Origin of the sequence: Agrobacterium sp. Azo12, assembly GCF_029193765.2 — a bacterium.
In the GTDB taxonomy this organism is placed as follows: Bacteria; Pseudomonadota; Alphaproteobacteria; order Rhizobiales; family Rhizobiaceae; genus Agrobacterium.
Window position 1 is genome coordinate 1,712,646 of the sequence record NZ_JARFYO020000001.1, and the last position, 26,454, is coordinate 1,739,099.

The window sequence follows — 26,454 nt, forward strand, 5'->3', positions numbered from 1 at the left end:
AGTGTGAGGCACGCTCCATAGTCCCATTAGTTTTCAGGTCGCCACACTTCTGGCGCCCACATGACCATTGCGTCCGGCAAACCAGCCATTGATGGCAGCGATGGTGCCAATCACCACAAACAGGATGGCGCAGCCGGCAAAGCTGCCGGTCCAGCCGCGGATGAAACCGACAATCAGAGGCCCGGTTGCCGCCAGCAGATAACCCACGCATTGCGCCATGCCAGAGAGATGGGCCGCGACATGTGCATCACCTGAGCGCAGAACAATTACTGTCATGGCGGCTGCAATCAGCCCACCTTGGCCGACACCCTGAATAACCGCCCAGATCCACACGGTTGAAAGCGGCGCAAACAGCAGACCGATCAGGGCACCAACTGCCAATGCGCACAGTGTGACGTTGATGATGGACTGGTTTTTGCCACGCACGGCAATATGCGGAACAACGAGGCAGGCGGCGGCCTGCACCATGACCGATATTGATACCACGGCCCCGGCGGTCACACCGTCAAGGCCGCGATCCCTGAGGATCGGGACCAGCCAGCCAAACACGCTGTAGGCCAACGCCGACTGCAATCCCATGAACAGGGTAACATTCCACGCCAGCCTGTCGCGCCACAGGCCTTCCACACGAAAGCCGCTGCGCACCGCGCCGCGCTTGACCATAAACACCTGCGGCAGCCAGATGGCACCAACCACCAGTGCAGGAAGCGCCCAGGCCGCAAGTGCGGCATTCATCGAGCCGCCGAGCATGGCTTCCAGTGGCAGGGTCAGGCCGGCCGCGCCCGCCGCACCGGCGCACAGCGCCATGGTATAAAGGCCGGTCATCAAGGCTGCCTGTTTGGGGAAGTCCCGTTTGACCAGACCCGGCAACAACACATTGCCAACGGCAATGCAGGCACCGGCCAGTGCCGTGCCGATGAACAGCAGTGGCATTGATGACAGACCGCGCAAGGCGGTGCCAAGCGACAACAGCAGCAACACGCCAAGCAGCGTCCATTCGGAACCGAAACGCTGTGCCAAGCGCGGTGCAAAAGGCGAAAATGCACCAAGGCAAACCACGGGAAGCGTGGTCAGCAGACTGGCACCAAGGGCAGACAGTCCAAGCTCGGAGCGAATTTCCGGCAGCAGGGCGGAGGCGCTGGAAAACACCGGCCTGAGGTTAAAGGCAATCAGCACCAGGCTGGCACCAAGAATGACACGGCCCATTGTGCTGAATGCCGGTGGTGCCGGCGGCGGAACAATGTCCACCTCGGCATCAACTAGGGTTTCGCCAAGCGGTTCCAGTGTCTCTGCAAGCGTATTTTCAAGCGTCTGCGCAGGATGAGCGGCAGTGGCGTGAGTTGGGGTAGGGGAATGAGAATTCATGAAAGCAGCAATCGATCAAGGGTGGAAAAGACGGGCGCCATAAAGCGCCGCACCGCGGCGGCAGCCTTGTCGGCATCGCCCGTTTCTATGGCATCGACAATGTCGGCATGGGCCTGCATGTCGGGTTCGGGAACTTCCTCATCAAGCGTCGCTTCAATGGTCTCGGTGATGGAGGAAGAGAAGAAATTGTAGATTTCGATCATCGCCTGATTGCACGACGCGGCTATCACCGCCCGGTGAAACGCCAGATCGCGGGCAATGAACTGTGTCTTGTCGCCACCGGAATAATTGCCGCGCTCGGCCAATAGACGCCGCAGTTCGCTAATCATTTCAGGTGTGTGGCGGATGGCGGCCAGCCGTGCGGCCTCGACATCAAGGGCGCAACGCGCCTCGAACTGGTCGCGCAAACTTGCTCTGCGTGCCTGTGTCAGCGGTGCCGCCATGTCGGTGGTTGACAGCACATAGGTGCCGGAGCCTTGTCTGGTCTCCAGCAGCCCTTGAGCCACCAGAACGCGCACAGCTTCGCGCACCGTTCCGCGGCTGATCGACAGCATCTCAGACAGGGTGGTCTCGTTGGGCAGCTTCTCGCCAACCTGCCAGCGCACGGCGATGATCTCGCTGCGAATGGCGTTGATAGCACGTTCCGTCAGGCTTATTTTTTCAAGGTTCTGCATGATCTAATCATAAAGTCATCTGATGACTTTGGATTATGCCTGCGCATCTGTTTTGTCAATCATCAAGGTGGGGGTGTGGATACCGTCAATTGTTTGACGTTGACGGCTCAACAAATGCTCCTCATGCCTCGTCCTCGGGCTTGACCCGAGGGATGTCACAGGCATCCAGTCGTCACGCGTCTGCGTGACGAAGAGACTCTACCATCCCCAGGAATGGGGATGACTAGATTCCCGCAACAAGTGCGGGAATGAGGGAGATCGGAGCGTCACTCGGCGCCCCTACCTCTACCCTTGTGGGAGAGGAAGAAAAACCATGGTCTTAGCTTGCTAAGTCATAGATTCTTCAGGTGAGAGAGGGATTTGCGTTGGAGGTTTCGATCTTAATTGCCCCCTCTATGTCGACTACTAAGGGTCTTATCCCAGCCAACACAATGAGACATCGCAAATCATCACCAGTTGGCTAGCTTCGAACTGATTTGTTAAGGGTTGGCGTGAAAACCGCCATTTTTGTCAGTGTTTTTCTTGCGGGAAGTAAGAAGAAAATTCGCGAAAAGGTAGTATTTTTCTTGCTCCCTCTATACAAACGTATCGAGGGAGATCTTAATGAAATCGTTTTTTGCTTACCCATCGTCTCAACCTGAGGTTATCAAGGTAATTCGTTCTGCAAAAGATCAAATCGCCAAAAGTGGTCGTGTGCTTGATATCCAGCTTTGGGAGGAGAATGAAATCTGTGGGCGTCCGCTGACGTCACCTATTTTCGACGGTATTAAAGACACTGATTTTCTCATCGCCGATATCACGATGTTGAACTTCAATGTAACTTTCGAGATTGGATATGCGATCGGCCTAGGAAAGCGTGTTTATCTTACTAGGAACTCAAATTTTCGTAGAACCGGCGACTTAATCGACAAGATTGGTATTTTCGATACCTTGGGGTTTCAGTCTTACGCTGATCAGGACGATCTCAGAAAGCTAATCTCTGAATTTGACGGTAGTAACCCAATTCCTTTGAGAACGGTTCTTAACGCAAAAACTCCAGTCTACCTACTAAGGACGCCGCAGTCGAACTCTTCCGAGCTTGCAATAATTAGCCGAATTAAAAAAGCTCGGCTTGGTTTTAGGGCTTATATGCCATCAGACGATCCTCGGCTATCGGCATCGCAGGCTATTGATGATGTCTCAGCTTGTTTTGGTGCGATCGTTACGCTTCTTCCTGTTGATTTCGCAGATGCCGAGGTTCACAATATTAGAGCAGCCTTCGTAAGTGGTTTGGCACTTGGTATGGGGAAACTTACTACCATACTTCAACCGCGAACTGGCCCCGCTCCCTTGGATGTCCGAGATATTGTTAAGACTCTCGCTTCCGATGATCTTATCACCGAGATTATTGGTGAGTTTGCCTTGGATGTAACAGAGCGACTTCAAGACGGCGATCCGTTACCTCTTCCTAAGGGAAATTTTCTCGCCGAAATGTCTATCGGTGACCCAGTTGCGGAGAATGAGTTTCAGACCCTCGGCGGTTATTATTTGCGAACTGATCAGTTCCAGCGAGCGTCCCGTGGTGAAGTCAATTTGGTGGTAGGGCGCAAGGGCGCTGGCAAAACCGCATTGTTCTCGCAGCTTCGGAACGCCAAACGAAACAACGTCCAGAATATAGTTGTTGATTTGAAGCCTGAAGGATATCAGCTCATCCGTCTCAAGGAGGATGTTCTCGATTATCTCGCTGATGGAGCGAGAATGCATTTGATCACGGCTTTATTCGAATATGTTTTCTATTTGGAGATTTGCTACAAACTTCTCGAGAAAGACCAAGATCGACATCTTAGAGATCCCCGCCTCTATGATCTATACAACAACCTTCAAGAAATTTACAAAAGTGGGGCTGCGGGAGAGGGGGATTTCTCTGAGCGTCTTCTTGGTCTGTCGCGCGATTTAGCAACGTCGTTTCAGAAGCGTTTTGGAACCACGTCGGATCAACGTTTAACAGCTGCAGAGGTTACAGAACTCATTCACAAGCATAACATTCGTGACATCCGAAAAGCACTTTCGGACTATCTGAGTGTCAAAGAAAGCGTATGGGTGCTATTTGACAACCTCGATAAAGGTTGGTCATCACATGGACTGACAGACGACGACATCTTGATTCTAAGAGGCTTGATCGACGCTGCACGTAAAATCCAGCGACAGATGCAGTCTGAGCGACACGATTTTAATTGCGTCGTGTTTGTTCGGAATGACGTATACCAGCTTCTCGTTGAGGCCTCAGCAGACTATGGCAAGGAGAGCCGAGCAACACTTGATTGGACAGACGCAGATTTACTCCGCGAAATGTTGCGCAAGCGCCTTATCCACACCTCATTACCGGAATCTACGCCATTTGAGCGGGTTTGGGCGCAAATTTGCATTTCTCATTTCCAAGGTGAAGAGACTAGCCAACTTCTTATTGATCGCTCTCTTATGCGTCCGCGAAATCTGATCAAGCTCCTCAGCCACTGCCGCGGTTTTGCGGTCGGAATGGGGCGAGCTAGGATCGAGGAGGTCGATTTCGAAAAGGGGTTGAAAGCCTATTCGCTGGACTTAATAACTGAGGCAGATCAAGAGCTCACCGACATCATTGGCAGTGATACAAACCTCATTTATCATTTCATTGGCGAAGGTGAGACTTTCACTTCAGAGCATCTGAGGAGAATACTTCTTGGTGGGGGCATTCCCGATGAGTTGCTAGAGAGCGTGACGAACTTCATGTTGTACTATGGATTCCTTGGCGTGAAAATTGGTGGCAATGCTCCTAAGTTTGTCTTCGATGTCGCATACGACATGAAACTTATTGGCGTCTTGATCACGAAGGCGAAAGATGACTTGGTTTACGTGCTCAACCCAGCCTTCCACGCAGGTCTCAACTTCTAATTTATGCAATTGATAAGCCTTGGACTTACGATCGAATTTCATAGAAGCTTATTGCTTTCTGGATGACGTGGTTTTGTCGCAAGTGCAGTTATCTGTTCGCCTAACGTAATCCATCACCCCACCACACACGAAAAAAGCCCGGCTTAACGCCGGGCTTCTGTTTTCACATCGCTATTGCGAACTGATCAGCTGCAACCGCTTGTCGCGCCGCATGTGTCGCACTTCTCGCAGGTGCCGTTACGCACCATGGTGAAGTTCTGGCACTCGGAGCACATGTTGCCGGTGTAGCCTTGAGCAATCGAGCGCATGCGGCGTTCATTTTCCACCTTCTTGGCTTCCGTCTTGGCAGATGCTGCGTCGGCAGCGGCCTTGTCGGAGAAGAGGGCAGTTGCTGCCTGTTCGGTCTCGGTTGCCAGCGATTCCTCGGCAATCTCTTCCGCCAGTTCCTTGGCGCGCTCTTCGTAATCGCGCTTGAAGGCGACGATTTCAGAGGTGGAAACGGCGGTTGCCACTTCCAGCTTGCGCACGGCGCTGCCGCTGAACGAGGTCACGCTTGCCGAGGCACGCGCAGGCGCCGCTGTTGCTGCACCCTTCGGCTCGGAGGAAGCGCGTTCGCTGTTGGAAACCAGCGTTGGCTTGTAACCGCGGGTCCAGCCAGTGGAAACCAGGTTGGTCTTGCCTTCCTGAATGCCCTTGCCGAGTGCCGTGTTGGAGAAGTCCGACGTGTCGACATGCGCCAGATCGTGACGGCCAAGGTAGGACACGGCGAGTTCGCGGAACACGTAGTCGAGGATCGAGGTTGCGTTCTTGATCGCGTCGTTGCCAATAACCATGCCAGCCGGTTCGAACTTGGTGAAGGTGAAGGCCTCCACATATTCTTCCAGTGGCACGCCATATTGCAGGCCGAGCGAGATGGCGATGGCGAAGTTGTTCATCATCGCACGGAAAGCAGCGCCTTCCTTGTGCATGTCGATGAAGATTTCGCCGATGCGACCGTCACCGAATTCGCCGGTGCGCAGGTAAACCTTGTGACCACCAACAGCAGCCTTCTGGGTGTAACCCTGACGACGGTTCGGCAGCTTTTCACGCTCGCGGCTGACACGCTCGACAACACGCTCAACGATCTTTTCGGTGATGGTGACGGCCTGTGCCGCAACTGGCTGCTGCATCAGCTCTTCCAGTGCGTCTTCGTCGTCCTCATCCTCAACCAGCGAGGAATTGAGCGGCTGCGACAGCTTGGAACCATCGCGGTAAAGGGCGTTGGCCTTCAGCGCCAGCTTCCAGGACAGCATGTAGGCTGCACCGCAATCTTCAACCGTTGCATCATTCGGCATGTTGATCGTCTTGGAGATCGCACCGGAGATGAATGGCTGGGCAGCAGCCATCATGCGGATGTGGGATTCTACCGAGAGGTAACGCTTGCCGATCTTGCCGCATGGGTTGGCGCAATCGAACACGGCCAGATCTTCGTTCTTGAGGAACGGCGAACCTTCCAGCGTCATCGCACCGCAAACGTGAACGTTTGCTGCTTCGATGTCCTTCTTGGCAAAACCCATGTGCTCCAAGAGGTTGAAGCTCATGTCGGACAGCTGCTCGTCGGAAACCTTCAGCGTGTCCTTCAGGAAGTCCGCACCGAGTGTCCACTGGTTGAACACGAACTTGATGTCGAACGCGCTCTTCAGTGCAGCATTGACGGCTTCAATCTTCTCATCGGTGAAGCCCTTGGCCTTCAGCGTGGTCGGGTTGATGGCCGGTGCCTGGTTGAGGTTGCCGTGACCGACAGCGTAAGCTTCGATTTCAGCAATCTGGCTTTCGGAATAACCGAGCGAACGCAGGGATTCCGGAACAGCGCGGTTGATGATCTTGAAGTAACCGCCGCCGGCCAGCTTCTTGAACTTTACCAGCGCAAAGTCAGGCTCGATACCGGTTGTGTCGCAATCCATGACGAGGCCGATCGTGCCAGTTGGCGCGATAACCGTGGTCTGGGCGTTGCGGTAGCCGTGCTGTTCGCCAAGCTCCAGCGCCTTGTCCCAGGCTGCCATGGCATGTGTGACGAGATCAGGGTCGGTGCAATCTGCGTGGATCAGGGCAACCGGGTTTACCGACAGCTCTTCATAACCATAGGCCAGACCGTGGGCGGCGCGGCGGTGGTTACGGATAACGCGCAGCATGTTGTCGCGGTTTGGTGCAAAGCCCGGGAACGGACCTAGCTCGCCAGCCATTTCAGCAGACGTGGCGTAGGAAATACCGGTCATGATCGCGGTCAGAGCACCGGCAATGGCGCGGCCTTCGTCGCTGTCATACGGAATGCCCGAAGACATCAGGAAGCCGCCGATGTTGGCGTAACCGAGACCAAGCGTGCGGTATTCGTAGGACCGTTCAGCAATCTGGCGCGATGGGAACTGAGCCATCATGACAGACACTTCGAGAACAACGGTCCACAGGCGAACGGCGTGTTCGTAGTCTGCAATGTTGATGCGCTTGGTGGCCGCATCCTTGAACTGGATGAGGTTCAACGAGGCAAGGTTGCAGGCCGTATCGTCAAGGAACATGTATTCCGAGCAAGGGTTGGACGCGCGGATCGGGCCAGCAGCTGGCGACGTGTGCCAGTCGTTCATCGTTGTGTTGAAGTGCAGGCCTGGGTCAGCCGATGCCCATGCGGCATGGGAAATCTTTTCCCACAGGTCACGTGCCTTCAGGGTCTTCATGACCTTGCCGTCGCGGCGTGCCGTCAGGTTCCAGTCACCGTCATTTTCAACGGCGCGCAGGAAGTCATCCTTCAGCGAAACGGAGTTGTTGGAATTCTGGCCCGAAACGGTCAGGTAGGCTTCCGAATCCCAGTCCGTATCGTAGGTCTTGAACTCGATGTCCTTGTAACCCTGCTGGGCAAACTGGATAACGCGCTTGATGTAGTTTTCTGCGACCTGATCCTTCTTGGCAGCGCGGATTTCGCGCTTCAGGGCAGGGTTCTTCGCAGGGTCGAAGCAATCGCCGTTGTCGGCTTCGCAGTTCACGCAGGCCTTCATGATGGCCTTGAGGTGCTTGGCAACAATCTTGGAACCGGTAACGAGGGCAGCAACCTTCTGCTCTTCCTTCACCTTCCAGTCGATATAGGCTTCGATGTCCGGGTGGTCGACATCAACAACCACCATCTTGGCCGCACGGCGGGTCGTACCGCCGGACTTGATGGCGCCAGCTGCGCGGTCACCGATCTTGAGGAAGCTCATCAGGCCGGAAGACTTGCCACCGCCGGAAAGCTTTTCGCCTTCGCCACGCAGGTAGGAGAAGTTGGAACCGGTACCGGAGCCGTATTTGAACAGACGGGCTTCACGCACCCACAGGTCCATGATGCCGCCTTCATTGACCAGATCGTCTTCAACGGACTGGATGAAGCAGGCATGTGGCTGCGGATGTTCGTAAGAAGACTTGGACTTGGTCAGCTTGCCGGTGAACGGGTCAACATAGAAGTGGCCCTGGCCAGGACCATCAATGCCATAAGCCCAGTGCAGACCGGTGTTGAACCACTGTGGAGAGTTTGGCGCGACGCGCTGGCTGGCCAGCATGTAAGCAAGCTCGTCACGGAAGGCGAGAGCATCTTCTTCGGACGAGAAATATTTGCCCTTCCAGCCCCAGTAGGCCCATGTACCGGCCAGACGGTCAAACACCTGGCGCGCATCAGTCTCAGAACCGTAACGCTCGCCTTCCGGCAGTTCTTTCAGGGCCTTCTCGTCGGCAACCGAACGCCACAGGAAAGACGGAACGTCGTTCTCTTCAACCTTTTTCAGGAACTTCGGAACGCCAGCCTTGCGGAAATATTTCTGCGCCAGAACGTCGGTCGCAACCTGGCTGAACTGCGCGGGAACGTCGATATCCGCCAGACGGAAAACGATAGAACCGTCCGGGTTCTTAATTTCGCTGACGGCCTTGCGGAAGTCGATTTCCGCGTAAGGCGATTGGCCTGGCTTCGTGAAGCGGCGTTCAATGCGCATTGTGTTCGTTCCTCGTCCAATTGGCGCCCGTCAAGGGGGCGCAATAATCCGGTCCGACTTCGCGTTATCGCGCGCAGCCGGGTGTTGCCGATCTGAATGGGATGTTCATCCGTAGATGGCCATCCTGTATCTCGTGGTGATTTCGGCTGCAAGCATACTATATATAGTATTAACAGTTTCTTGCTACCAGTCCCCGCATCATATTTACGGCGGTAAATTCAGATCACAAAAAGTCTCACGCTCCATGCCTCTCATGGCCGAAACGCAGACAAACGCGTGTACTGAAACTGAAAAGAACCGGCCTCGTTCACCGATTCAGTTACCGCCGCAACATGTTTGCTACTTTCGAGATTTGCAGTGATTCCGTCAAGCCTTAGTTTGCAACCTCTTGTTAACCACAAGATATTGTGTGGGGAGGCTGTGGAAAACGGGGAAAGCAAAACCTGCTATAAATTTCAGATACTTGGCGCGGATTGCTGAAACATTGTCCACAGCGACTTACTGCACGTGAACTCGCGAAAAGCCCTATTTACTGGGCTATCTTTAAAATGTCACATTTTGTTACAGCTATTTTTGACGGCAATTCCATCCCCAGTTTTTTGCCAAAAACCGCGAAAATGACGATCTGTCCAGAAAAGCGCAGATAAGTGAAGTTTTCGCTTGTCTGTCACCAAAAGCACCACACTTTGCCGTGGCTGCCCATTACATTCGTCTCAAACAATATTTTGCGGGCGGGCACATTTTTTTGTCGCAGCTGTGGTTGGCTGATTCTCTCAGCACCACTAGGGCTAGGGACTGGGCCGGATCTATGGATATTTCGTCTGCAGAAAAATGCCCTCAGAACGCGTGTCCTGAGGGCAGATATGTTACGCCGTCCTGCGCCGCAGGGTAACGGTGGCGACGGCGATGACAGCCATGGCCGCAAATGCAATGGAGATATCGCGGTAAAGCGCCGCAAAACCAAACCAGCCGATCCAGGGTTGGCTGGCAAGCGGTGATGTGAAATGCCCGAGAAACATCGACGCCGTGACCAGTCCTGCAATGCGGCCGCGCAGGGCAGGTGGTGCGATCTTGATTGTCAGCGACATGATGCTGGGCATCACCACGCCAAGTCCGGTGCCGAGCACACACAGCGCAACCAGTGCCGAAACCATGCCACTTGCCTGCGCAAGCATCAGAAAGCCGGTTGCCATGAGAGCAAGCCCACCTGCCAGAATGCCAGGCACCGCCAAACGCGATCGCAACAGGCCAAAGCTCATAGCAACAAGGGCGCCGGCCAGATTGAAGGTGCCAATGGCATAGCCGATGGCGCTGGCACTGTTGATCTCCAGATGCCGCAGGAAAAACGGCAGCTGTGATGGCACGGTGTAAAACAGCACATTGATCAGATAGGTCGCCAGTGCCAGCAACAGCACGTGCGACCAGTTTGCGGAAACCGCAGTTTTTGCCAGAGAGCCTGATGGTGCTGTCTTTTTGGCTGGCTCGCTGAGAAATGCCAGCACTGCAGGCAGAATAAGGAACGAGGCGGCATAGATCGCAAAAGGCACCCGCCAGTGAATATCGGCCAGAATGCCGCCGGTCACCACAAAGGCAACACCGCCAAACTGTGTGAACGCCTGTTGCAGGCCAAGATAGCTTTCCCGCTCGGTGCCGGTAAAATAATCGCCTGCCAGCGTGGTGCCAACGGTCATGATGCCGCCAATCGCCAACCCGAGTACGGCTCTGCCCACCAACAGGAAAAACAGATTGTCCGCCAGAAGGCCGGACATGCCGGAGAGGCCATACAGCACCATGCTGATGACCAGCAGCTTTTTACGGCCAAACCGGTCTGCCAGAATGCCGGCAATGGGTGCCGACATCGCCACGAATATCGCCGGCAGTGTCAACACCATGCGGCTCAAAAGCGCGACATGCTCAGTATCGGCAAATGTCTGCTCAATGGCGGGAAGGGAAGGTGCCACCGTGGTGCCGGCCATGATGGTCAGGGTCGCCACGAACAACAAGGTGCCCTTCAGGGCAAGGCTGTGCTCTTTCATTATGCAGTCTTTCGGTAAGGCGTCACCTCACGTCCCTGTTTCAGCGTGTAGGCCCACCATTGCAACTTGGTCATCATGGTCTCAAACGCCGTTGTCGCAGAGGCGCCGGCATCCAGCCGTCCATCCGGGCCAACGTTTTTCCAGGGATTGGCAAAGCTCACGACGTCACGCGTGGTCACCGCATGCAGTTCCGAAAACACCGGACGAAGCTGCTCGACGGCGCGAAGCCCGCCGGAAATTCCACCATAACAAACAAAACCGACGGGTTTTGCGTTCCATTCATCATAGGCGGAATCGATCAGGATCTTAAGCGCACCAGTGTAGCTGCGATTATATTCCGGCGTGATGACGATGAAGGCATCGGCAGAGTTGAGGCTCTTGCGCAGTTTCTTCGCCGGCTCCACATCCATACAATGTCCTTGCGGCAGGTTCAGTTCACGCGGGTCCAGCACCTCAACCTTGATATGCGGCATTGCCGCCAGTTGCTCACTGACCCAGGCCGTCATCACATCTGCAAAACGCACGGAGCGGGCACTGCCAATAATGACGCGGATGGAAAGTGTTTTGTCAGTCATGGAAAATCCTTTGGTGTTGAATAATCCGTGTGGTAATTCCTCAAGTAAGGTTGAGGTCAATAGTGATGACAAAAAAACTTCGGCAATTGCCGATTATGCGGGACTTGAGTGTGGGCGAGGTGGCGGAACGCGCCGGTGTTGCCGTGTCCACCTTGCATTTTTATGAGGCGGAAGGGCTGATCAAGGGCTGGCGCACCAGTGCTAACCACCGACGCTACGGGCGTGATGTGCTGCGCCGCATCGCCATTATCAAGGTTGCGCAACGTGCCGGTATTCCACTCAAGGAAATACAGGGTGCGCTTGGCGCATTGCCGGATGAGCGAACACCCAATTCGAAGGATTGGCAGCGATTGGCGGCGGATTGGCGCTCAGACCTCGATGACCGTATTGCCCGGCTGACACGGCTGCGCGACCAGTTGACCGGCTGTATCGGCTGCGGCTGTCTGTCCACCGATGAATGTCCCTTGCGCAACCCCGGTGACGTGCTGGGTAAAAACAGTGTTGGTCCGGTGCTGCTGGAGCCGAATGGCTGACACAAAAAAGGCCGCGCCAAGCGCAGCCTTTTGAGATGTCATGGAATGACACGAAATAACGCGGATCAGCCGCGCGAACCCTTGGCAATCGGCTCCTGATAGGAAAAGCCCATGTCCCATGGGAAATAGATCCAGGTGTCCTGACTGACCTCTGTCACGAAGGTGTCGATCATCGGCACGCCTGATGGCTTTGCGTAGACACAGGCAAAATGCGCCTGTGGCAACATTTCGCGCACTTCAGAAGCGGTCTTGCCGGTGTCGGTCAGATCGTCCACCACCAGAATGCCCTTGCCCTGTTCGGTGGTCAGTTCAGGCGAAATGCCCTTCAGCAGGTTCATCTCACCCTGATTGACGTAATCATGGTAAGAAGCGATGCAAACCGTCTCGATGAGACGGATGTTCAGTTCGCGCGAAATGATTGCGGCAGGTACCAGACCGCCGCGCGTAATACAGACGATAGCGCGGAAATCCTGGTTCAGACCTGCGAGGCGCCATGCAAGTGCGCGCGCATCTCTGTGGAATTGATCCCATGAAACGGGGAAAGCTTTATCGGGGAGAGAAGACATGAGAAAAGCCACCATGAGCGTGTTGTGTTGATGGCTTTCGCTAATAGCGGCAACACCGCTGAAAAATCAAGCTTTCCACAGGTCGACTGGTTCGTTTCACACAGCTGTTATAAAATTACACTAGCTGCTTTCCTGTTTCCTAATTCCCGCAGGAGAAGAAAAAATGCGTATTTTTAGCAAATTTGTCGCCGCATTGGTGATTGGTACAACTTTGACGACGCCTGTCTTTGCGCAGGATAAGCCGGCAAAGAACGTCATTCTGCTGATTTCGGATGGCGCAGGGATCAACACATGGCACGCCGCCAGCTATTATCGTCACGGCGCGCTGGGCCATGAAGTGTATGACGATTTCGACGTGAAGGTGTTCTCGTCCACGCATCCGCTCAACACTTCCAACACCCCGACCAAATCTGCCGAAGGCACCGTGACGTTCGATCCTGCCGAACTCTGGAAGTCGGAAAAGTCTGACAGCGTGTTTGAAGGTTCGCTTGGTAACTATCCCGGTTATTTCACCGGATATGACTATACCCGCGCTTATTACACAGACAGTGCTGCCGCTGCCACGGCTCTGGCCAGCGGCGTAAAAACCTACAACAACGCCATCAACTGGTCGAACAACGACGAGAAGCTGAAGCACATTGGCGAATATGTCGTTGAAAGCGGTCGCGCCCTTGGTGTTGTCACCAGCGTTCAGTGGAGCCATGCAACACCGGCCGGGTTCCTTACCCATAATGCAAGCCGCAATGAATATGCCGCCCTCGGCAAGGAAATCGTTGAAAGCGGTCTCGCAACCGTTGTCATGGGGTCCGGCCACCCGCTGTTCGACAATAATGGCAAGGCAGTCGAGCCAAATGATGACAAGGCCTATCGTTACGTTGGCGGCAAAGACACCTGGGACAAGTTGACATCTGGCGAAACCGCCTACAAGCTGATTGAAACCAAGGCTGACTTTGAAGCTCTGGCAGCCGGTTCGCTTGACCTCGGTGACAAGACCAAGGTCATCGGCACCGTTCAGAACAACGCGACCACCCAGTTCAACCGCAGCGGCGTTGGTTTTGGCGACAAGCTGGAGAACCAGCCTGAATTGGCCACCATGACCAAGGCAGCCCTGAACCTAATCTCCAAGGATGAAGACGGTTTCTTCCTGATGGTCGAGGGCGGCGCGGTGGATTGGGCAGCCCATGCCAACAACCTGCCACGCATCATTGAAGAGCAGATCGAATTCAACGAAGCCGTTGAAGCGGCCGTCAAATGGATTGAAGAAAACAGCTCTTTCGATGAAACCATGATTATCGTCACCACCGACCATGGCAATGGCCTGCTGCAGGGACCGGATTCCGATAACAAAGCCTATTCCGACATCATCAACCAGGGCGCTGGCGCCATGCCGCTGGTGCGTTGGAACTCCGACACCCACACACGCGAGCTGGTTCCGGTTTTTGCCAAGGGTAATGGTTCGGACTTTTTCACCAAGAATGCCAAGCCGCATGATGGTCTGGCCCGTTACCACGTTCCTGCTGCAAGCCAGGTTTACGTTGATAACACCGACATCTTCCGCGCGTCTGCTGCCGCGCTCGGCATCACCGTTGACCAGAAGACCAACTGATCAAACGGCAGATAACAATGGAAAAGGGCGGCAAAATTGCCGCCCTTTTTCTATTTGGTCTGATGGGACTTGAAGCTTTAACGCGACAACAGCGTCAGCGCGGTCATCGAATCCAGAAGCGTGCGGGTCACGCCGCCAAACAGCATTTCCCACCAGCGCGAATGGGTATAGGCACCCATCACCAGCAGATCGATACTGTCATCCGAAAGGCGGTTTTCAATTGCCGCATGGGCCGAAAGCGTGCCTGAGGTCGCTTTGGTGGCCACGGTCACCTTCACGCCGTGGCGCGCAAGCGTTGCTGCGAGTTCAGCACCTGCCATGGCCGGTGACTGTGTCGCGTTTTCCGGCGGATCAACCGTGAAGATCTCGACGCTTTCCGCTTCCTTCAGGAAGGGCAGCGCATCAAAGGCCGCACGGGTTGCTTCGCGCGAACCGTTCCAGGCAATCAGCACCCGCTTGATCGGTTTGGGTTCGGTGAGAATATAAGGCACCAGAAGAACCGGGCGGCCGCTTTCAAACAGAAAGCTTTCGATATCGGAACGGCTGTCGGAAAGGCTGGACGAATCGCTCTGTCCGGCAATCACGATATCGGTGCAACGGGCGCTGTCGACAGCGGATGCCGAGGTATAACCAACCGAGGAAACGAAGCTGCGCCACTCATGCGACACACCATTTTCCGAGAGTTTTTGCTCGAAAATCCGGGCAATTTCCTTTGTTTCTTTTTGCGCAATATCCTGAATAGCCTGAATGGAGGCAGGATCGGGAATTTCCATGGGTGCAACGACGGGTACAGCCGCCATGGTTTCCATATGCAGGCCAATCACATGCGACGAGAACCTGTTCGCCAGAGCAATGGCGAATTCACTAACCTTTGCTGCGTTTTGAGTGCTGTCCAAAACGGTCAGAATTGTTTTGTAGCTCATGACGATCTCCTCAATGGTATGCGTCTCAAGTGTCTTGAGACTGGTCCTTCTCGAAATATGTCGCCTTGATCCTGATCAAGTTGTCACCGTCTTTCGGTCCGGTGAAAAGATAACGCGCCAAAGCACTTAACGGTTCAAGTGCTGGCGGCGGCCTTTTCACGCCCGATCTGTTCCAGCATGTCTGAAACCGCCTGCGCAGCAACATGCAATACCGCCGCATCACGAGCGCGAACGACGATTTCTGTCGAGAATCGCTGTCCGTCATATTTTGGGTAGGAGCCAATGCTGGTTTCAGGATGGTTCTTCTGAACTTCGCCCAGTGCCGTGCCGATATCGCCTTCGCCGTATGGGCTGGCAACCGACTGCGACAGCAGCTTCACACCGGTTTTCAGGTGCGGGACGACATTATGGACCATGGCCTGAAAGACCTGCGGCACACCGGCCATCACATAGACATTGCCGATGTTGAAACCGGGGGCGGTCGAAACAGGATTTGCGATATGGGCAGCACCTTGAGGCAGACGCGCCATGCGCTGGCGGGCCTCTGTAAATTCCATGTCACGGGCGCGATACATGTCGGCCAGCAGGCGCATGGCTTCCGCCTCATGCACGCACGGCACGCCAAAGGCTGCGGACACCGCATCGGCGGTTATGTCGTCATGGGTCGGACCAATTCCGCCCGATGTAAAGACATAATCATAACGGCTGCGCAGGGCATTCAATGCCTCGACAATGGCATCCTGCTCATCTGCGACAATGCGCACTTCCTTGAGGTCGATACCCGACAGGGTAAGCACATCGGCGAGGTGTCCAATATTCTTGTCTTTGGTGCGGCCTGAGAGCAGTTCATCGCCAATGGCAAGCATGGCGGCGGTAACGGAAACGGGTGCAGTGGTCATGAAAAATCCGCAGTTGTGTCTGTTGAACGTAGCGCGATGCCGATGGAATGCAAGCGCGTCATTGCTACGAAAAAGTGAATGCAAGACAAAAAGCGTTCAACATCATTGAACAGTGCGTCTTGATGTGATCGGCTGGTGAGGTTGCAGTATCCGGGCTACATCTTTGTCACGTAATTGATGAGCGGCAGGATTATGCTGCGACAACTTCTTAAACGGGTCTTCGGCCCCCAAGCAAAGGAAACCGAGAAAATGGCAAAAGTACTGGTTCTGTATTATTCCTCCTACGGCCACATTGAAACCATGGCATATGCCGTGGCGGAAGGTGCGAAGTCTGCCGGTGCAGACGTTGTCGTAAAGCGCGTACCTGAACTGGTTCCGGAAGACGTTGCCAAGTCCTCGCACTTTAAGCTCGATCAGGCCGCACCAATCGCAACGGTTGATGAACTGGCTGAATATGATGCGATCATTGTTGGCGCCGGCACACGTTTCGGCACAGTTGCCTCGCAGATGCGCAATTTCTGGGACCAGACTGGCGGTCTGTGGTTCAACGGCAAGCTGGTGGGCAAGCTCGGTTCGGTATTCACCTCCACAGCGACCCAGCACGGCGGCCAGGAATCCACCATTCTCAGCTTCATCCCAACCTTCCTGCACCACGGCATGGCCGTTGCCGGTCTGCCATACGCCTTCCAGGGCCAGATGGGTGTTGATGAAATCAAGGGCGGTTCGCCTTACGGTGCGTCGACCATCACCGACGGTGACGGCTCGCGCCAGCCTTCGGCCATCGAACTCGAAGGCGCAAAGTACCAGGGCGCGCACATTGCCAAGCTGGCTGCAAAGCTCGCTTCCTAAGATTGCGATAGGTCTTTAAATGCCGCCGCCTGTCAGACCCGACAGGCGGCGTTTTTATTGGGATGGTTCTCAAGCCAAAGCGGCAAGGCGCAGTTCACGAGCAGCCTCGACCATATTGACCAGCGCCGGTTTGACCTCGTCCCATTTGCGGGTTTTCAGGCCGCAATCGGGATTGACCCACAGCTGGCCGTCACCAATGCGCTGCCGTGCCAACGTCATCAGCGTGACCATTTCGCTGACGTCAGGAATGCGTGGCGAGTGGATGTCGTAAACACCGGGTCCGATTTCATTGGGGTACTGGTAGGTCTGGAAGGCTTCCAGCAGTTCCATCTTCGAGCGCGATGTCTCGATGGAAATCACATCGGCATCCATAGCGGCAATGGAATCGATGATCTGGTTGAATTCCGAATAACACATATGGGTGTGGATCTGTGTGTCATCGGAAACGCCTGTTGAGCACAGGCGGAAGCTTTCGACTGCCCACTGCAGATAGGTTTTCCAGTCGGCGTGGCGCAGCGGCAGGCCTTCCCGCAAGGCCGCCTCATCGATCTGGATCATGGTGGCGCCAGCTTTTTCCAGATCGCTGACCTCATCGCGGATCGCAAAACCAATCTGGTAGCACACGGTACTGCGGGCAACGTCATCCCGCACGAAAGACCAGTTGAGAATGGTCACCGGTCCGGTCAGCATGCCTTTGACCGGTCTGTCTGTCAGTGACTGGGCATAGTGCCGCCATTTGACTGTCATCGGGGCAGGGCGCGACACGTCACCAAAAATGATCGGCGGGCGCACATAACGCGAGCCGTAACTTTGCACCCAGGCGTGGCGGGTAAAGGTGAAGCCGGTCAACTGCTCGCCAAAATACTGCACCATGTCGTTGCGCTCAAACTCGCCATGAACAAGCACGTCGAGCCCGATCTCTTCCTGCCAGCGAATGGCGGTTTCCGTTTCGCTTTTCAGGAAGGCATCATAATCCGCATCACTGATCTCTCCTTTGCCAAACGCGGAACGGGCCTTGCGAACATCTGATGTCTGCGGGAACGAACCTATGGTCGTGGTTGGGAATAGCGGCAGATCAAGCTTCTGTTCCTGCAAGGCCTTGCGTTGCTGGAAGCCGCTTTTACGGCTGGTCAGGGCAGGAGACATCGTGGCAAGTCGCGCCTTGACCTCTGGATCGTGAACCTTGGGTGAGGTCCGGCGCCCTGCGGCTGAGGCCGATGAGGCCGCGAGCGCATGCGTTACCGTTGCGCGTCCCGAGACAAGTGTCCGACCGGTGACATCAAGTTCTGCCAGCTTTTGTGTCGCAAAAGCCAGCCATGATTTGATGTCCTGATCAAGCTCGGTCTCCAGCTCCAGATCGATTGGCACATGCAGTAACGAGCACGACGGTGCGATCTGGATTTTGTCGGGGCCAACCTGCGCAATAACCGGCTCCAGACGATCGAGCAGCTTTTCAAGGTCGCTACGCCACACATTGCGACCGTCAATGACGCCAAGTGACAGAACGAGATTGTCTGGACGGTTTTGCAGCACGGTTTCAAGCTGCTCTGGCGCCCGCACGAGATCGATATGCAGGCCGTCAACGGGCAGTGACAAGACCGTTGAGAGATTGTCGCCGATGGTCCCGAAATAGGTGGCGAGCATGATATTGAGGTTCGGAACCAGCGTCTTTAATGCGGTGTAGGCCCGGTGATAGGCCTGCCGTTCCGCCTCGGTAAGATCGAGCACCAAGGCCGGTTCATCGATTTGCACCCAGTCAGCTCCCGCAGCACTCAACTCGGCCAGCAGCCGCACGTAAACCGGCAACAGCCGCTCCAGCAGATCGAGTGGCGAAAACTCCCCCTCTGTCTTGCCAAGCTTGAGGAATGTTACCGGGCCCAGAATGACCGGGCGGGTATGAATGCCCTGCATCTTTGCCTCCATGAACATGTCCAGCGGTTTGTTGGCGGTGAAGGCGAAGGTCTGATCGCGGGTAAATTCCGGCACCATGTAGTGGTAATTGGTGTCGAACCACTTGGTCATTTCAAGCGCTGGCACGCCATGTTCATGCTTGTGGTTATGGCTGCAATCGGCATGGTTTTCTTGGGCGTGGGCACTGCCTGTGGCGCCGCGTGCCATGGCAAAATAGGTGTCGAGCTCCACCTGCGCGCCAGATTTTTCATAGTTCCAGCCATAGGCGGCGGGAACCGCACCAACCATGACGGCGGTATCGAGCACATGGTCGTAGAGTGAAAAATCATTGGACGGGATGATGTCTATGCCGCTGTCTTTTTGAAGTTTCCAGTGGTCTGCCCGCAGCTTTGCGGCAGCGTCCAGCAATGTGGTGCGGTCTGATTTTCCGGCCCAATAGGCTTCCAATGCGAATTTGAGTTCGCGGTGTTTTCCAATGCGCGGGAAACCGAGATTTGCAGTCTTGATGGTCATTTCCTTAACCCCGAAGGTTGTGGGCAAGGCATTGGCTGACGCATCGACGGAAGGCGCTGATGTGCCTGTCGCAAAAGCGGCACACCGGGACACCCCGCCCGTGAACGTTATCTATCGCGGCAGGTCTCCTAGCTTACGGGTCATCATAACCGTTCGTCTTCCCGAGGTGTTCGCATCAGTGACATGGTGAACGGCAACTCTCCGTCTACAGTTGCGGGGGCAGCTCCGGCGTTGGGGTGAAACCCCTGACCGTATTCCCTCTTAGCTGCGGAGTGCGACCTCCACAGAACCTCGATGCGCCAACTATGGCCGAGCGATAAAATACAGTCAAGGTGATATAAAGATATATTTATATCCTTATTGATTTTGTGATTATCTGGTGTCGTTGTTTTTATTGGACAAGGGCAGGGGCATTGCTTTAAATAAAATTGGTTTATTGGTCAGACCAATATTAAGGCGATGAAACCCATATGAAAACTGTTCGATTGTCTGATGCCATTGCAGAACAGATCGAGGTGCTGATCAGTGCGCGCGGGCTGAAAGCGGGTGACCGCCTGCCTGCCGAACGGCAACTGGCACTGGAACTGAAGGTGTCGCGCTCGTCGCTGCGTGAAGCCATCCAGCAACTGGCCAGCAAAGGCCGCCTGACAAGCCGCACCGGCGGAGGCAATTATGTCCAGGAACCGCCCCGCGGCTGGTCGCAAAATGCACTTGTCGATCCGCTGTCACGGCTGTTTGCCAGCGATCCGGCCTACCGGTTTGACGTGCTGGAAATTCGTCACGCGCTGGAAGGGGCTGCTGCCTACCACGCCACCTTGCGCGCAACGGATGAAGACAAGGCTCGAATCTCCGACTGTTTCGAAACTCTGATCAGCCTGCAGGGCAGTGACGATTCGATGGCACTGGCCAAGGCGGATGCCGCCTTTCACCTGTCCATTGCCGACGCCTCGCACAATCTGGTGCTGATAGAAGTGATGAAGGGGCTGTTTGATCTGCTGAAAGCCAATATTTCGCAGAACCTCGAGAAACTTTACGTCATTCCAAAGGTGACCGAGCCGCTGTCATCGCAGCACCGCGAATTGCGCGATGCCATTCTGGCCGGTGACGGCGAGCGCGCGCGCCGGGCGGCGCATGTTCATATCGATTTTGTCCATTCATCGTTGAAATCCATCGACGAAGACGAAGCGCGCCTAGCGCGCTCATTTTATCAAGGTAGTGTGAGGGGGTAACACCATGATTATTTCTGCGTCTACAGATTATCGCGAGGCCGCACGACGCCGGCTGCCGCCGTTCCTGTTCCATTACATCGATGGCGGTGCCTATGCCGAACATACGCTGCGCCGCAATGTCAGCGACCTCTCTGACGTCGAGTTGCGCCAGCGTGTGCTGAAAAACATGTCTGATCTCAGCATCAACACACAGCTGTGGGACGACAAGCTGTCCATGCCGGTTGTGTTGGCACCTGTTGGCCTGAGCGGCATGTATGCCCGCCGTGGTGAGGTGCAGGCGGCGCGTGCGGCGGCCGAGAAGGGCATTTCCTACACCATGTCCACCGTGTCGGTGTGCCCGATCGAGGAAGTGACGCCGGAAATCGACCGCCCGATGTGGTTCCAGCTTTATGTGCTGAAAGACCGCGGTTTCATGAAAAACGTGCTGGACCGTGCGGTCGCGGCCGGTGTGAAAACGCTGGTATTTACGGTGGATATGCCGGTGCCGGGCGCCCGCTACCGCGATGCCCATTCCGGCATGAGCGGCCCCAATGCCGAACTTCGCCGTTACTGGCAGTCGGTCACCCATCCGCGCTGGGCCTTTGATGTGGGCCTCAACGGCAAACCGCATGATCTCGGCAACGTGTCTAAATATCTCGGCAAACCAACCGGCCTTGCCGATTATATCGGCTGGCTCGGTGCCAATTTCGACCAGTCGATTTCCTGGAAGGATCTGGAGTGGATCCGTGAATTCTGGAAAGGCCCGATGATCATCAAGGGCATTCTTGACCCCGATGATGCCAAGGACGCCGTGACCTTTGGTGCCGACGGCATTGTTGTGTCCAACCATGGCGGCCGCCAGCTGGATGGTGTCCTGTCGTCCGCACGCGCCTTGCCGGCCATAGCTGACGCGGTGAAGGGTGACATCAAGATCCTCGCCGATTCCGGCATACGCTCGGGCCTCGATGTGGTGCGTATGCTGGCACTGGGTGCCGATGCGGTAATGATTGGCCGTGCCTTTGTTTATGCGCTGGCCACCGCCGGTGAGGAGGGTGTTCTCAACCTTCTCAATCTTTTCGAAAAGGAAATGCGCGTTGCCATGACGCTGACGGGGGCAAAATCCATCTCCGACATTTCCTCTGACCTGCTGGTAAAGGCAATGAGGCAGCTTTGATGCATGCAATGAACACTGATGCCGCAACCCTGTTGCGTGAATTTGGCGGTATTGTCGGGGCAGGCCACGTGCTGACCGCCGCCAAGGCCACACGCCGGTTCCGCAAGGGGCACCGTTTTGGTCATGGAAACGTGCTGGCCGTGGTGCAGCCGGGAACGTTGGTGGAGCAGTGGCGGGTCGTCAAGGCCGCCGTTGCCGCTGGACGAATCGTCATCATGCAGGCCGCCAATACCGGCCTGACCGGTGGCTCAACACCTGACGGCAATGATTACGACCGCGAGATCGTTATCGTGTCGACACTGCGCCTGAAGGGCATTCAGGTGATCAATGACGGCAAACAGGTCATCTGCTTGCCCGGTGCGACGCTCGACCGGTTGGAACAAACCCTGAAGCCGCTGGGGCGTGAGCCGCATTCGGTTATCGGTTCATCCTGCATCGGTGCCTCGGTGCTCGGCGGCATCTGCAACAATTCCGGCGGCTCGCTGGTGCGACGCGGACCGGCCTATACCCAGCTGGCCCTTTATGGCCAGGTGGATGAGGCGGGTGAACTGCACCTCGTCAATCACCTCGGCGTTAAGCTGGGTGACAACCCGGAAGATATTCTGTCACGGCTGGAAAAGGGCGCCTACAGCCCGGACGATATCGTCAATGATCCGACGCTCGTCGCATCAGACCAGAACTATGCCCAGCATGTGCGCCAGGTCGATGCGCCAACACCGGCCCGCTTCAATGCCGATGTGACCCGCCATTTCGAGGCGTCCGGTTCTGCCGGCAAGCTGGTCCTGTTTGCCGTGCGGCTCGACACGTTTCCGATGGAAAAGAGCGCGGTGTTTTACATCGGCTCAAACGATACCGCAGACCTGACGGCGGTGCGTCGCCATATGCTGACCGCCTTTGATACGCTGCCGATTGCAGGTGAATATATTCACCGCGACGCTTACGATATCGGCGAAAAATACGGCAAGGACACCTTCCTGCTGATCGACCGTTTCGGCACAGACAGGGTACCGGCCGCCTTTGCGCTGAAAAGCCGGGTCGATGCGTTTTTTGAAGGGTTCAAACTGCGTGGTGTGACCGACCATATTCTGCAGGCCGTCATGGCGTTGCTGCCGAGCCACCTGCCAAAAAGCATGCGGGAGTTTCGCAAGCGGTTCGACCACCATCTGCTGCTCAAGGTTTCGCTCGACAGTGCACCGGAAACCAAGGCCTTTCTGCAAAGCTATTTTGCCAGCCGGGAAGGTGATTTCTTCGAATGTGATGCAGAGGAGGGGCGCAAGGCGTTTCTGCACCGCTTCGCCATTGCCGGTGCGGCCATCCGGTATCGCGACACGCATCGCAGTTCGGTGGAGGACATTGTCGCCCTCGACATTGCACTGCGCCGTAACGACGACGACTGGCTGGAAACCCTACCAGAATCGATAGAGGGCAAGCTGATCAGCAAGCTCTATTACGGCCACTTCTTCTGCCATGTCTTCCATCAGGACTATATCGTCCGCAAGGGGCATGACCCGATCGCCATCGAACATGAAATGTGGGACTTGCTAGACCGGCGTGGTGCTGAATATCCGGCCGAACACAATGTTGGCCACCTCTATAAGGCCAAACCTGAACTTAGGGCTTTCTACCGCTCGCTCGATCCGGCCAATGTGTTGAACCCCGGTATTGGCCAGACATCAAAATTCTTCTGCTGGGCGGAACGGTAAGGCAAAAAAAGGGTGGTGAGAAACACTCACCACCCACTCTTTTATTTAGAAAGACGCCAGTAGCGGTAACGCTACGCACCCTGCGATCGCAATCAGCAGGAGTATTTTTATATAGCGGACGCGGCGCGTTCGTCCGCCATCCCAATCGTATGCCATTCAACCTCGCGTTTTTAATCGCGCTTAATAAGTGAACGCTCATCCTTGTGTGAAACTGGAAAATAGGCATAAAACCTTAAGAATTTGTAGGTTGAAAATAATAGGGGCAACAACCGAAGGGTTGGCGTCCGGGTGCCGTGAGGCTAAAAACCATTATTCGAAATAAAAAAAGCTGATATTCAAAACGACCCTCTTGCACATCGTTTAGGATTATTCTAAACCCCGGCAACCACAACAAAATACGCTTAGCGATGGCCTCGTGGCGGAGTGGTGACGCAGAGGACTGCAAATCCTTGTACCCCGGTTCAATTCCGGGCGAGGCCTCCAAAGATTTATGTCTGCAAAATCAAAGTGTTGAGTAAATCTCACGCTTTCCAGCGGGCTATTTTTCTGTCGCATGTCAGTGCGACAAAATTCCATTGAATTACAATAACTTCCGAAGCTGTCCGGCGGCTCAATGCGACATGATTGCAACATGCGGAGCGTCGAAAAGCCTTTGAAAATGTGGCGTGAAAAGCTTCGCAACTGTTGGAGCTTACATTTCGTTCTAGACCGGGGGTAAGTTTTGTCCTATGCGGACGACGAGCTAGACTCGGCCCCCTGAGTCCTGCCGGTAGGAGATGCAGACGACATGGCAAACCTTCCCATCAGTTTAAGGGACGAGCCTTTGATCGACGCCACATTTGAGCTTCGGTTTGAAGGGCAGCAGCAATTGGCCGATATCTTGCCGGGCGTCTTGTTCACCGCTTATCATGGTGCTCCGAAAATTATCAGACTTCCGTTCGCTGAAATACCACAGCCGGTAAGAGCCTCCGATCCAAATCTTGAATTCGTACCAATCCTACGTCTTGATTTTGACGGTTTCGCTGTTTCGGTAGGCGCTCGGAACGTCTTGGTGAGCGCAGCTATGCCGTATCCTAAATGGGCGGCGTTTCGAGAGTTTATCCTAGGGGTTTGCGAGCGCATAGTGAACTCCGGCTTGCAGCTTGAGTTGGAGCGCTTTTCTCTAAAGTACGTGAATATTCTTCAGGGGGGATCGGTTGCCGACCAGGTAAGCAAGATCAAGATGCAGATGGCTGTTGGCGATCTCGATTATAAGGGCGGGCCGTTCTCGTTGCAGCTACAGGTGCTGGAAGACGACTTTCTCCACATTGTATCTGTGATGACTGGAGCAGTTGCAACTTTGCCAAATGGCGCTACCTTAACTGGTACTATCTTAGACATTGATTCGGTGTGTCACACTCCTTCCTTGAGCTTTAGAGAATTTTTCAACACTTCCAGTGATAGACTGGAGCTTCTAAGGCAGGCGAACAAGAGCAAGTTTTTTAGTTCTTTGACGGAAGAAGCCATTCAGAGCATGGGACCAAACTATGGCTAGTATAAATCGATCTATCACAGCATCAACCACCGCAGGTCTGATCGTCCTGGCCATAGGTGCAGGGGTATCGCCAACTGCGGTGGTATGGCCCGAGTTTGAAAAGCCAGTTCTCGCTCGGCAACTAATCAACAGCACCTACTCGGCCGTGCGTTATGCGGAACTGTCAAATATTTCGGCGGCGACAGCTTTCGAGGTGGCGGTTCAAAACGTCTTCGCTGAACTTTTAAAATCGCAAGGTTCGCTCGGTGCAGAGTTTGAAGCAGCTATGTACAGCGACCTCGAAGGTCTTTACGAGGCTTAACCCTTTATGGCTTTGTCGGATGACGCCTTCAAAGTTAGCATCCCATACTATTTGGTGTCCCCGCCGGAGCAGAAGGCTTTCTTACAAGAGCTTGAAGCGCTCCGAAATGGCTCGGCGAAGGGCTATTATATTTCTCCCGGCAATGATCCGTTTGCAGGCGAAGTGTTGCAGGGCGATTGCTGGTCGGGCTTTCAGCTGTTTATATTCTCGTCAGGCACGGCTCGCCCTGTGAAGGGGATCGTTCTTTCTAACTCTTGTGATATTGCGCCAGAGAACGGCCGCACTATTCCTCCAAAGGTCGTATTCGCGCCGGTTATGAGGCTTTCTCAGCTTGCCACGCGCTTCAAGTCCGCCGGGCTGAGTGACCCACAAGTAGACGCGAAGCTTAAAGCCATTAAGGCACAGGAGGTGACGAGTTTGTTCTACCTTCCTCAAGGCGCGACACTCAGTGAAGATTACGTCGTCAATTTAGATGATCTTCATTCCATGCCCTTTGAGACGTTTAACGCAGGAAGTGCCAAAGCTAAGCACTTCACTTTATCGATGGCAGGCTTTTACATGTTCGTGTTCAAGCTCTCCATACACTTCTGCCGGCTGCATGAGAATGTGGACAGGCGCCCTAGGGCAGCATGATTGGAACGGTTCTCTATGCTTATGGCAAGAGCCTGGAGAAGATAAAAGAGGCGGCTGCTTCACACCTCTATTACGCAATCGATCTCTTTCTGGAAGCTATTCCCTCCAGTAAGTGTAGGAGACGCGGCTTCAGAACGATAGCCGAGGCCGCAAACAGCTGGAACGATTGACGCGAGCCGGCAGTGCTGGGGTTCACCTTGCGCTGCCGGTTGATCGATCAGTTGATGCGAGCGTTGTGGCGCAGGATTACTGCGGCTTCTTCTGCTTGCTGGCCTCTACAGCCCGTGCACCCAGAGTAGGAGCGGCGGCGACCGGTGCAGCCTTATCCTTCTTGGGTTTGCGTACTTCTTTGTTGCTTCTAACTTGACCCTTGGCCATTCGAATCTCCTCTTCAAAGCAAAAGATAGCCGCGCTTTGCGTGACAATAGCAAGGGAAATCGGAGTTGTCATTCGGGAAGGGGGCGGCAGAGCTCCGTTGTGCCGATCAGGTGGCATCCTGACAAATGCGACCCGTCCAAGTGGCGCTGGCGCCCCGCAGCAAATTATCCTGTATAG

20 protein-coding genes, 1 tRNA gene and 1 riboswitch are annotated in these 26,454 nt (G+C 54.9%); of the genes, 11 read left to right on the forward strand and 10 right to left on the reverse strand.

All coding sequences use genetic code 11. The features are described from left to right. Positions 1-33: 33 nt before the first annotated feature. Positions 34-1,365: a CynX/NimT family MFS transporter gene (locus PYL13_RS08015; RefSeq protein WP_275640955.1), complete on the reverse strand. Its 1,332-nt coding sequence runs from the start codon at positions 1,363-1,365 to the stop codon at positions 34-36. Further along, positions 1,362-2,039: a FadR/GntR family transcriptional regulator gene (locus tag PYL13_RS08020; protein WP_275640956.1), complete on the reverse strand. Its 678-nt coding sequence runs from the start codon at positions 2,037-2,039 to the stop codon at positions 1,362-1,364. The genes PYL13_RS08015 and PYL13_RS08020 overlap by 4 nt, the downstream gene beginning before the upstream one ends. Positions 2,040-2,642: 603 nt before the next feature. Here PYL13_RS08020 and PYL13_RS08025 point away from each other — a divergent pair. Further along, positions 2,643-4,946, forward strand: a complete 2,304-nt coding sequence (locus tag PYL13_RS08025) for a P-loop ATPase, Sll1717 family (protein ID WP_275640957.1) — start codon at positions 2,643-2,645, stop codon at positions 4,944-4,946. A 185-nt stretch (positions 4,947-5,131) separates the two neighbouring features. Here the strand turns inward: PYL13_RS08025 and PYL13_RS08030 are convergent, their stop codons facing one another. From PYL13_RS08030 to PYL13_RS08040, 3 genes are all read right to left on the reverse strand, one after another. Then, positions 5,132-8,935, reverse strand: a complete 3,804-nt coding sequence (locus tag PYL13_RS08030; protein WP_275640958.1) for a vitamin B12-dependent ribonucleotide reductase — start codon at positions 8,933-8,935, stop codon at positions 5,132-5,134. Between the two features lie 866 nt (positions 8,936-9,801). Next, positions 9,802-10,971, reverse strand: coding sequence for an MFS transporter (locus PYL13_RS08035; protein WP_275640959.1), 1,170 nt, complete (start codon positions 10,969-10,971; stop codon positions 9,802-9,804). After that, positions 10,971-11,546 (reverse strand): NADPH-dependent FMN reductase, encoded by a 576-nt coding sequence (locus PYL13_RS08040; RefSeq protein WP_275640960.1) that lies wholly within the window; start codon positions 11,544-11,546, stop codon positions 10,971-10,973. Before PYL13_RS08040 ends, PYL13_RS08035 begins: the two co-directional genes overlap by 1 nt. 65 nt (positions 11,547-11,611) lie before the next feature. Here PYL13_RS08040 and soxR point away from each other — a divergent pair, with 65 nt between their 5' ends. Next, positions 11,612-12,079 carry a redox-sensitive transcriptional activator SoxR gene (gene soxR / locus PYL13_RS08045; RefSeq protein ID WP_275640961.1) on the forward strand — a complete coding sequence of 156 codons (468 nt, stop codon included), beginning with the start codon at positions 11,612-11,614 and terminating at the stop codon, positions 12,077-12,079. Between the two features lie 65 nt (positions 12,080-12,144). On the opposite strand, the gene gpt is transcribed toward soxR, so the two are convergent. After that, positions 12,145-12,645, reverse strand: coding sequence for a xanthine phosphoribosyltransferase (gpt, locus tag PYL13_RS08050; protein ID WP_275640962.1), 501 nt, complete (start codon positions 12,643-12,645; stop codon positions 12,145-12,147). A gap of 163 nt (positions 12,646-12,808) precedes the next feature. Here gpt and PYL13_RS08055 point away from each other — a divergent pair, with 163 nt between their 5' ends. Beyond that, entirely contained in the window at positions 12,809-14,251 is a 1,443-nt protein-coding gene (locus PYL13_RS08055) for an alkaline phosphatase (protein ID WP_275640963.1), read from the forward strand. Positions 14,252-14,328: 77 nt separating this feature from the next. On the opposite strand, the gene PYL13_RS08060 is transcribed toward PYL13_RS08055, so the two are convergent. Together PYL13_RS08060 and PYL13_RS08065 are read right to left on the reverse strand one after the other, a co-directional pair. Next, the gene (locus tag PYL13_RS08060) at positions 14,329-15,174 is read right to left on the reverse strand and encodes a universal stress protein (protein WP_275640964.1); all 846 of its coding nucleotides are present in this window, start codon (positions 15,172-15,174) and stop codon (positions 14,329-14,331) included. Positions 15,175-15,308: 134 nt separating this feature from the next. Beyond that, positions 15,309-16,073 (reverse strand): competence/damage-inducible protein A, encoded by a 765-nt coding sequence (locus PYL13_RS08065; RefSeq protein WP_275640965.1) that lies wholly within the window; start codon positions 16,071-16,073, stop codon positions 15,309-15,311. 249 nt (positions 16,074-16,322) lie between these two features. On the opposite strand from PYL13_RS08065, the gene wrbA reads away from it, so the two are divergent. Beyond that, positions 16,323-16,922 carry an NAD(P)H:quinone oxidoreductase type IV gene (wrbA, locus tag PYL13_RS08070; protein WP_192487654.1) on the forward strand — a complete coding sequence of 200 codons (600 nt, stop codon included), beginning with the start codon at positions 16,323-16,325 and terminating at the stop codon, positions 16,920-16,922. A gap of 69 nt (positions 16,923-16,991) precedes the next feature. On the opposite strand, the gene metE is transcribed toward wrbA, so the two are convergent. Beyond that, positions 16,992-19,346, reverse strand: a complete 2,355-nt coding sequence (metE, locus tag PYL13_RS08075) for a 5-methyltetrahydropteroyltriglutamate--homocysteine S-methyltransferase (RefSeq protein ID WP_275640966.1) — start codon at positions 19,344-19,346, stop codon at positions 16,992-16,994. 101 nt (positions 19,347-19,447) lie between these two features. Then, positions 19,448-19,655: riboswitch (cobalamin riboswitch) on the reverse strand. A 161-nt stretch (positions 19,656-19,816) separates the two neighbouring features. Here metE and lldR point away from each other — a divergent pair. From lldR to PYL13_RS08110, 7 genes are all read left to right on the forward strand, one after another. Beyond that, positions 19,817-20,575 carry a transcriptional regulator LldR gene (lldR, locus tag PYL13_RS08080; RefSeq protein ID WP_275640967.1) on the forward strand — a complete coding sequence of 253 codons (759 nt, stop codon included), beginning with the start codon at positions 19,817-19,819 and terminating at the stop codon, positions 20,573-20,575. 4 nt (positions 20,576-20,579) lie between these two features. Next, the gene (gene lldD / locus PYL13_RS08085; RefSeq protein ID WP_275640968.1) at positions 20,580-21,728 is read left to right on the forward strand and encodes an FMN-dependent L-lactate dehydrogenase LldD; all 1,149 of its coding nucleotides are present in this window, start codon (positions 20,580-20,582) and stop codon (positions 21,726-21,728) included. After that, positions 21,728-23,431, forward strand: coding sequence for a D-lactate dehydrogenase (gene dld / locus PYL13_RS08090; RefSeq protein WP_441296630.1), 1,704 nt, complete (start codon positions 21,728-21,730; stop codon positions 23,429-23,431). The genes lldD and dld overlap by 1 nt, the downstream gene beginning before the upstream one ends. Before the next feature lie 409 nt (positions 23,432-23,840). Then, a tRNA-Cys gene (locus tag PYL13_RS08095) sits at positions 23,841-23,914 on the forward strand. Positions 23,915-24,218: 304 nt separating this feature from the next. Continuing rightward, positions 24,219-24,965 carry a TIGR04255 family protein gene (locus PYL13_RS08100; protein ID WP_275640970.1) on the forward strand — a complete coding sequence of 249 codons (747 nt, stop codon included), beginning with the start codon at positions 24,219-24,221 and terminating at the stop codon, positions 24,963-24,965. Continuing rightward, the gene (locus PYL13_RS08105) at positions 24,958-25,266 is read left to right on the forward strand and encodes a hypothetical protein (RefSeq protein ID WP_275640971.1); all 309 of its coding nucleotides are present in this window, start codon (positions 24,958-24,960) and stop codon (positions 25,264-25,266) included. The genes PYL13_RS08100 and PYL13_RS08105 overlap by 8 nt, the downstream gene beginning before the upstream one ends. A 6-nt stretch (positions 25,267-25,272) precedes the next feature. Next, positions 25,273-25,899: a hypothetical protein gene (locus tag PYL13_RS08110; RefSeq protein ID WP_275640972.1), complete on the forward strand. Its 627-nt coding sequence runs from the start codon at positions 25,273-25,275 to the stop codon at positions 25,897-25,899. Between the two features lie 246 nt (positions 25,900-26,145). Here PYL13_RS08110 and PYL13_RS08115 read toward each other — a convergent pair whose 3' ends face one another. Beyond that, positions 26,146-26,277, reverse strand: a complete 132-nt coding sequence (locus tag PYL13_RS08115; RefSeq protein WP_256435694.1) for a hypothetical protein — start codon at positions 26,275-26,277, stop codon at positions 26,146-26,148. Between the last annotated feature and the right edge of the window lie 177 nt (positions 26,278-26,454).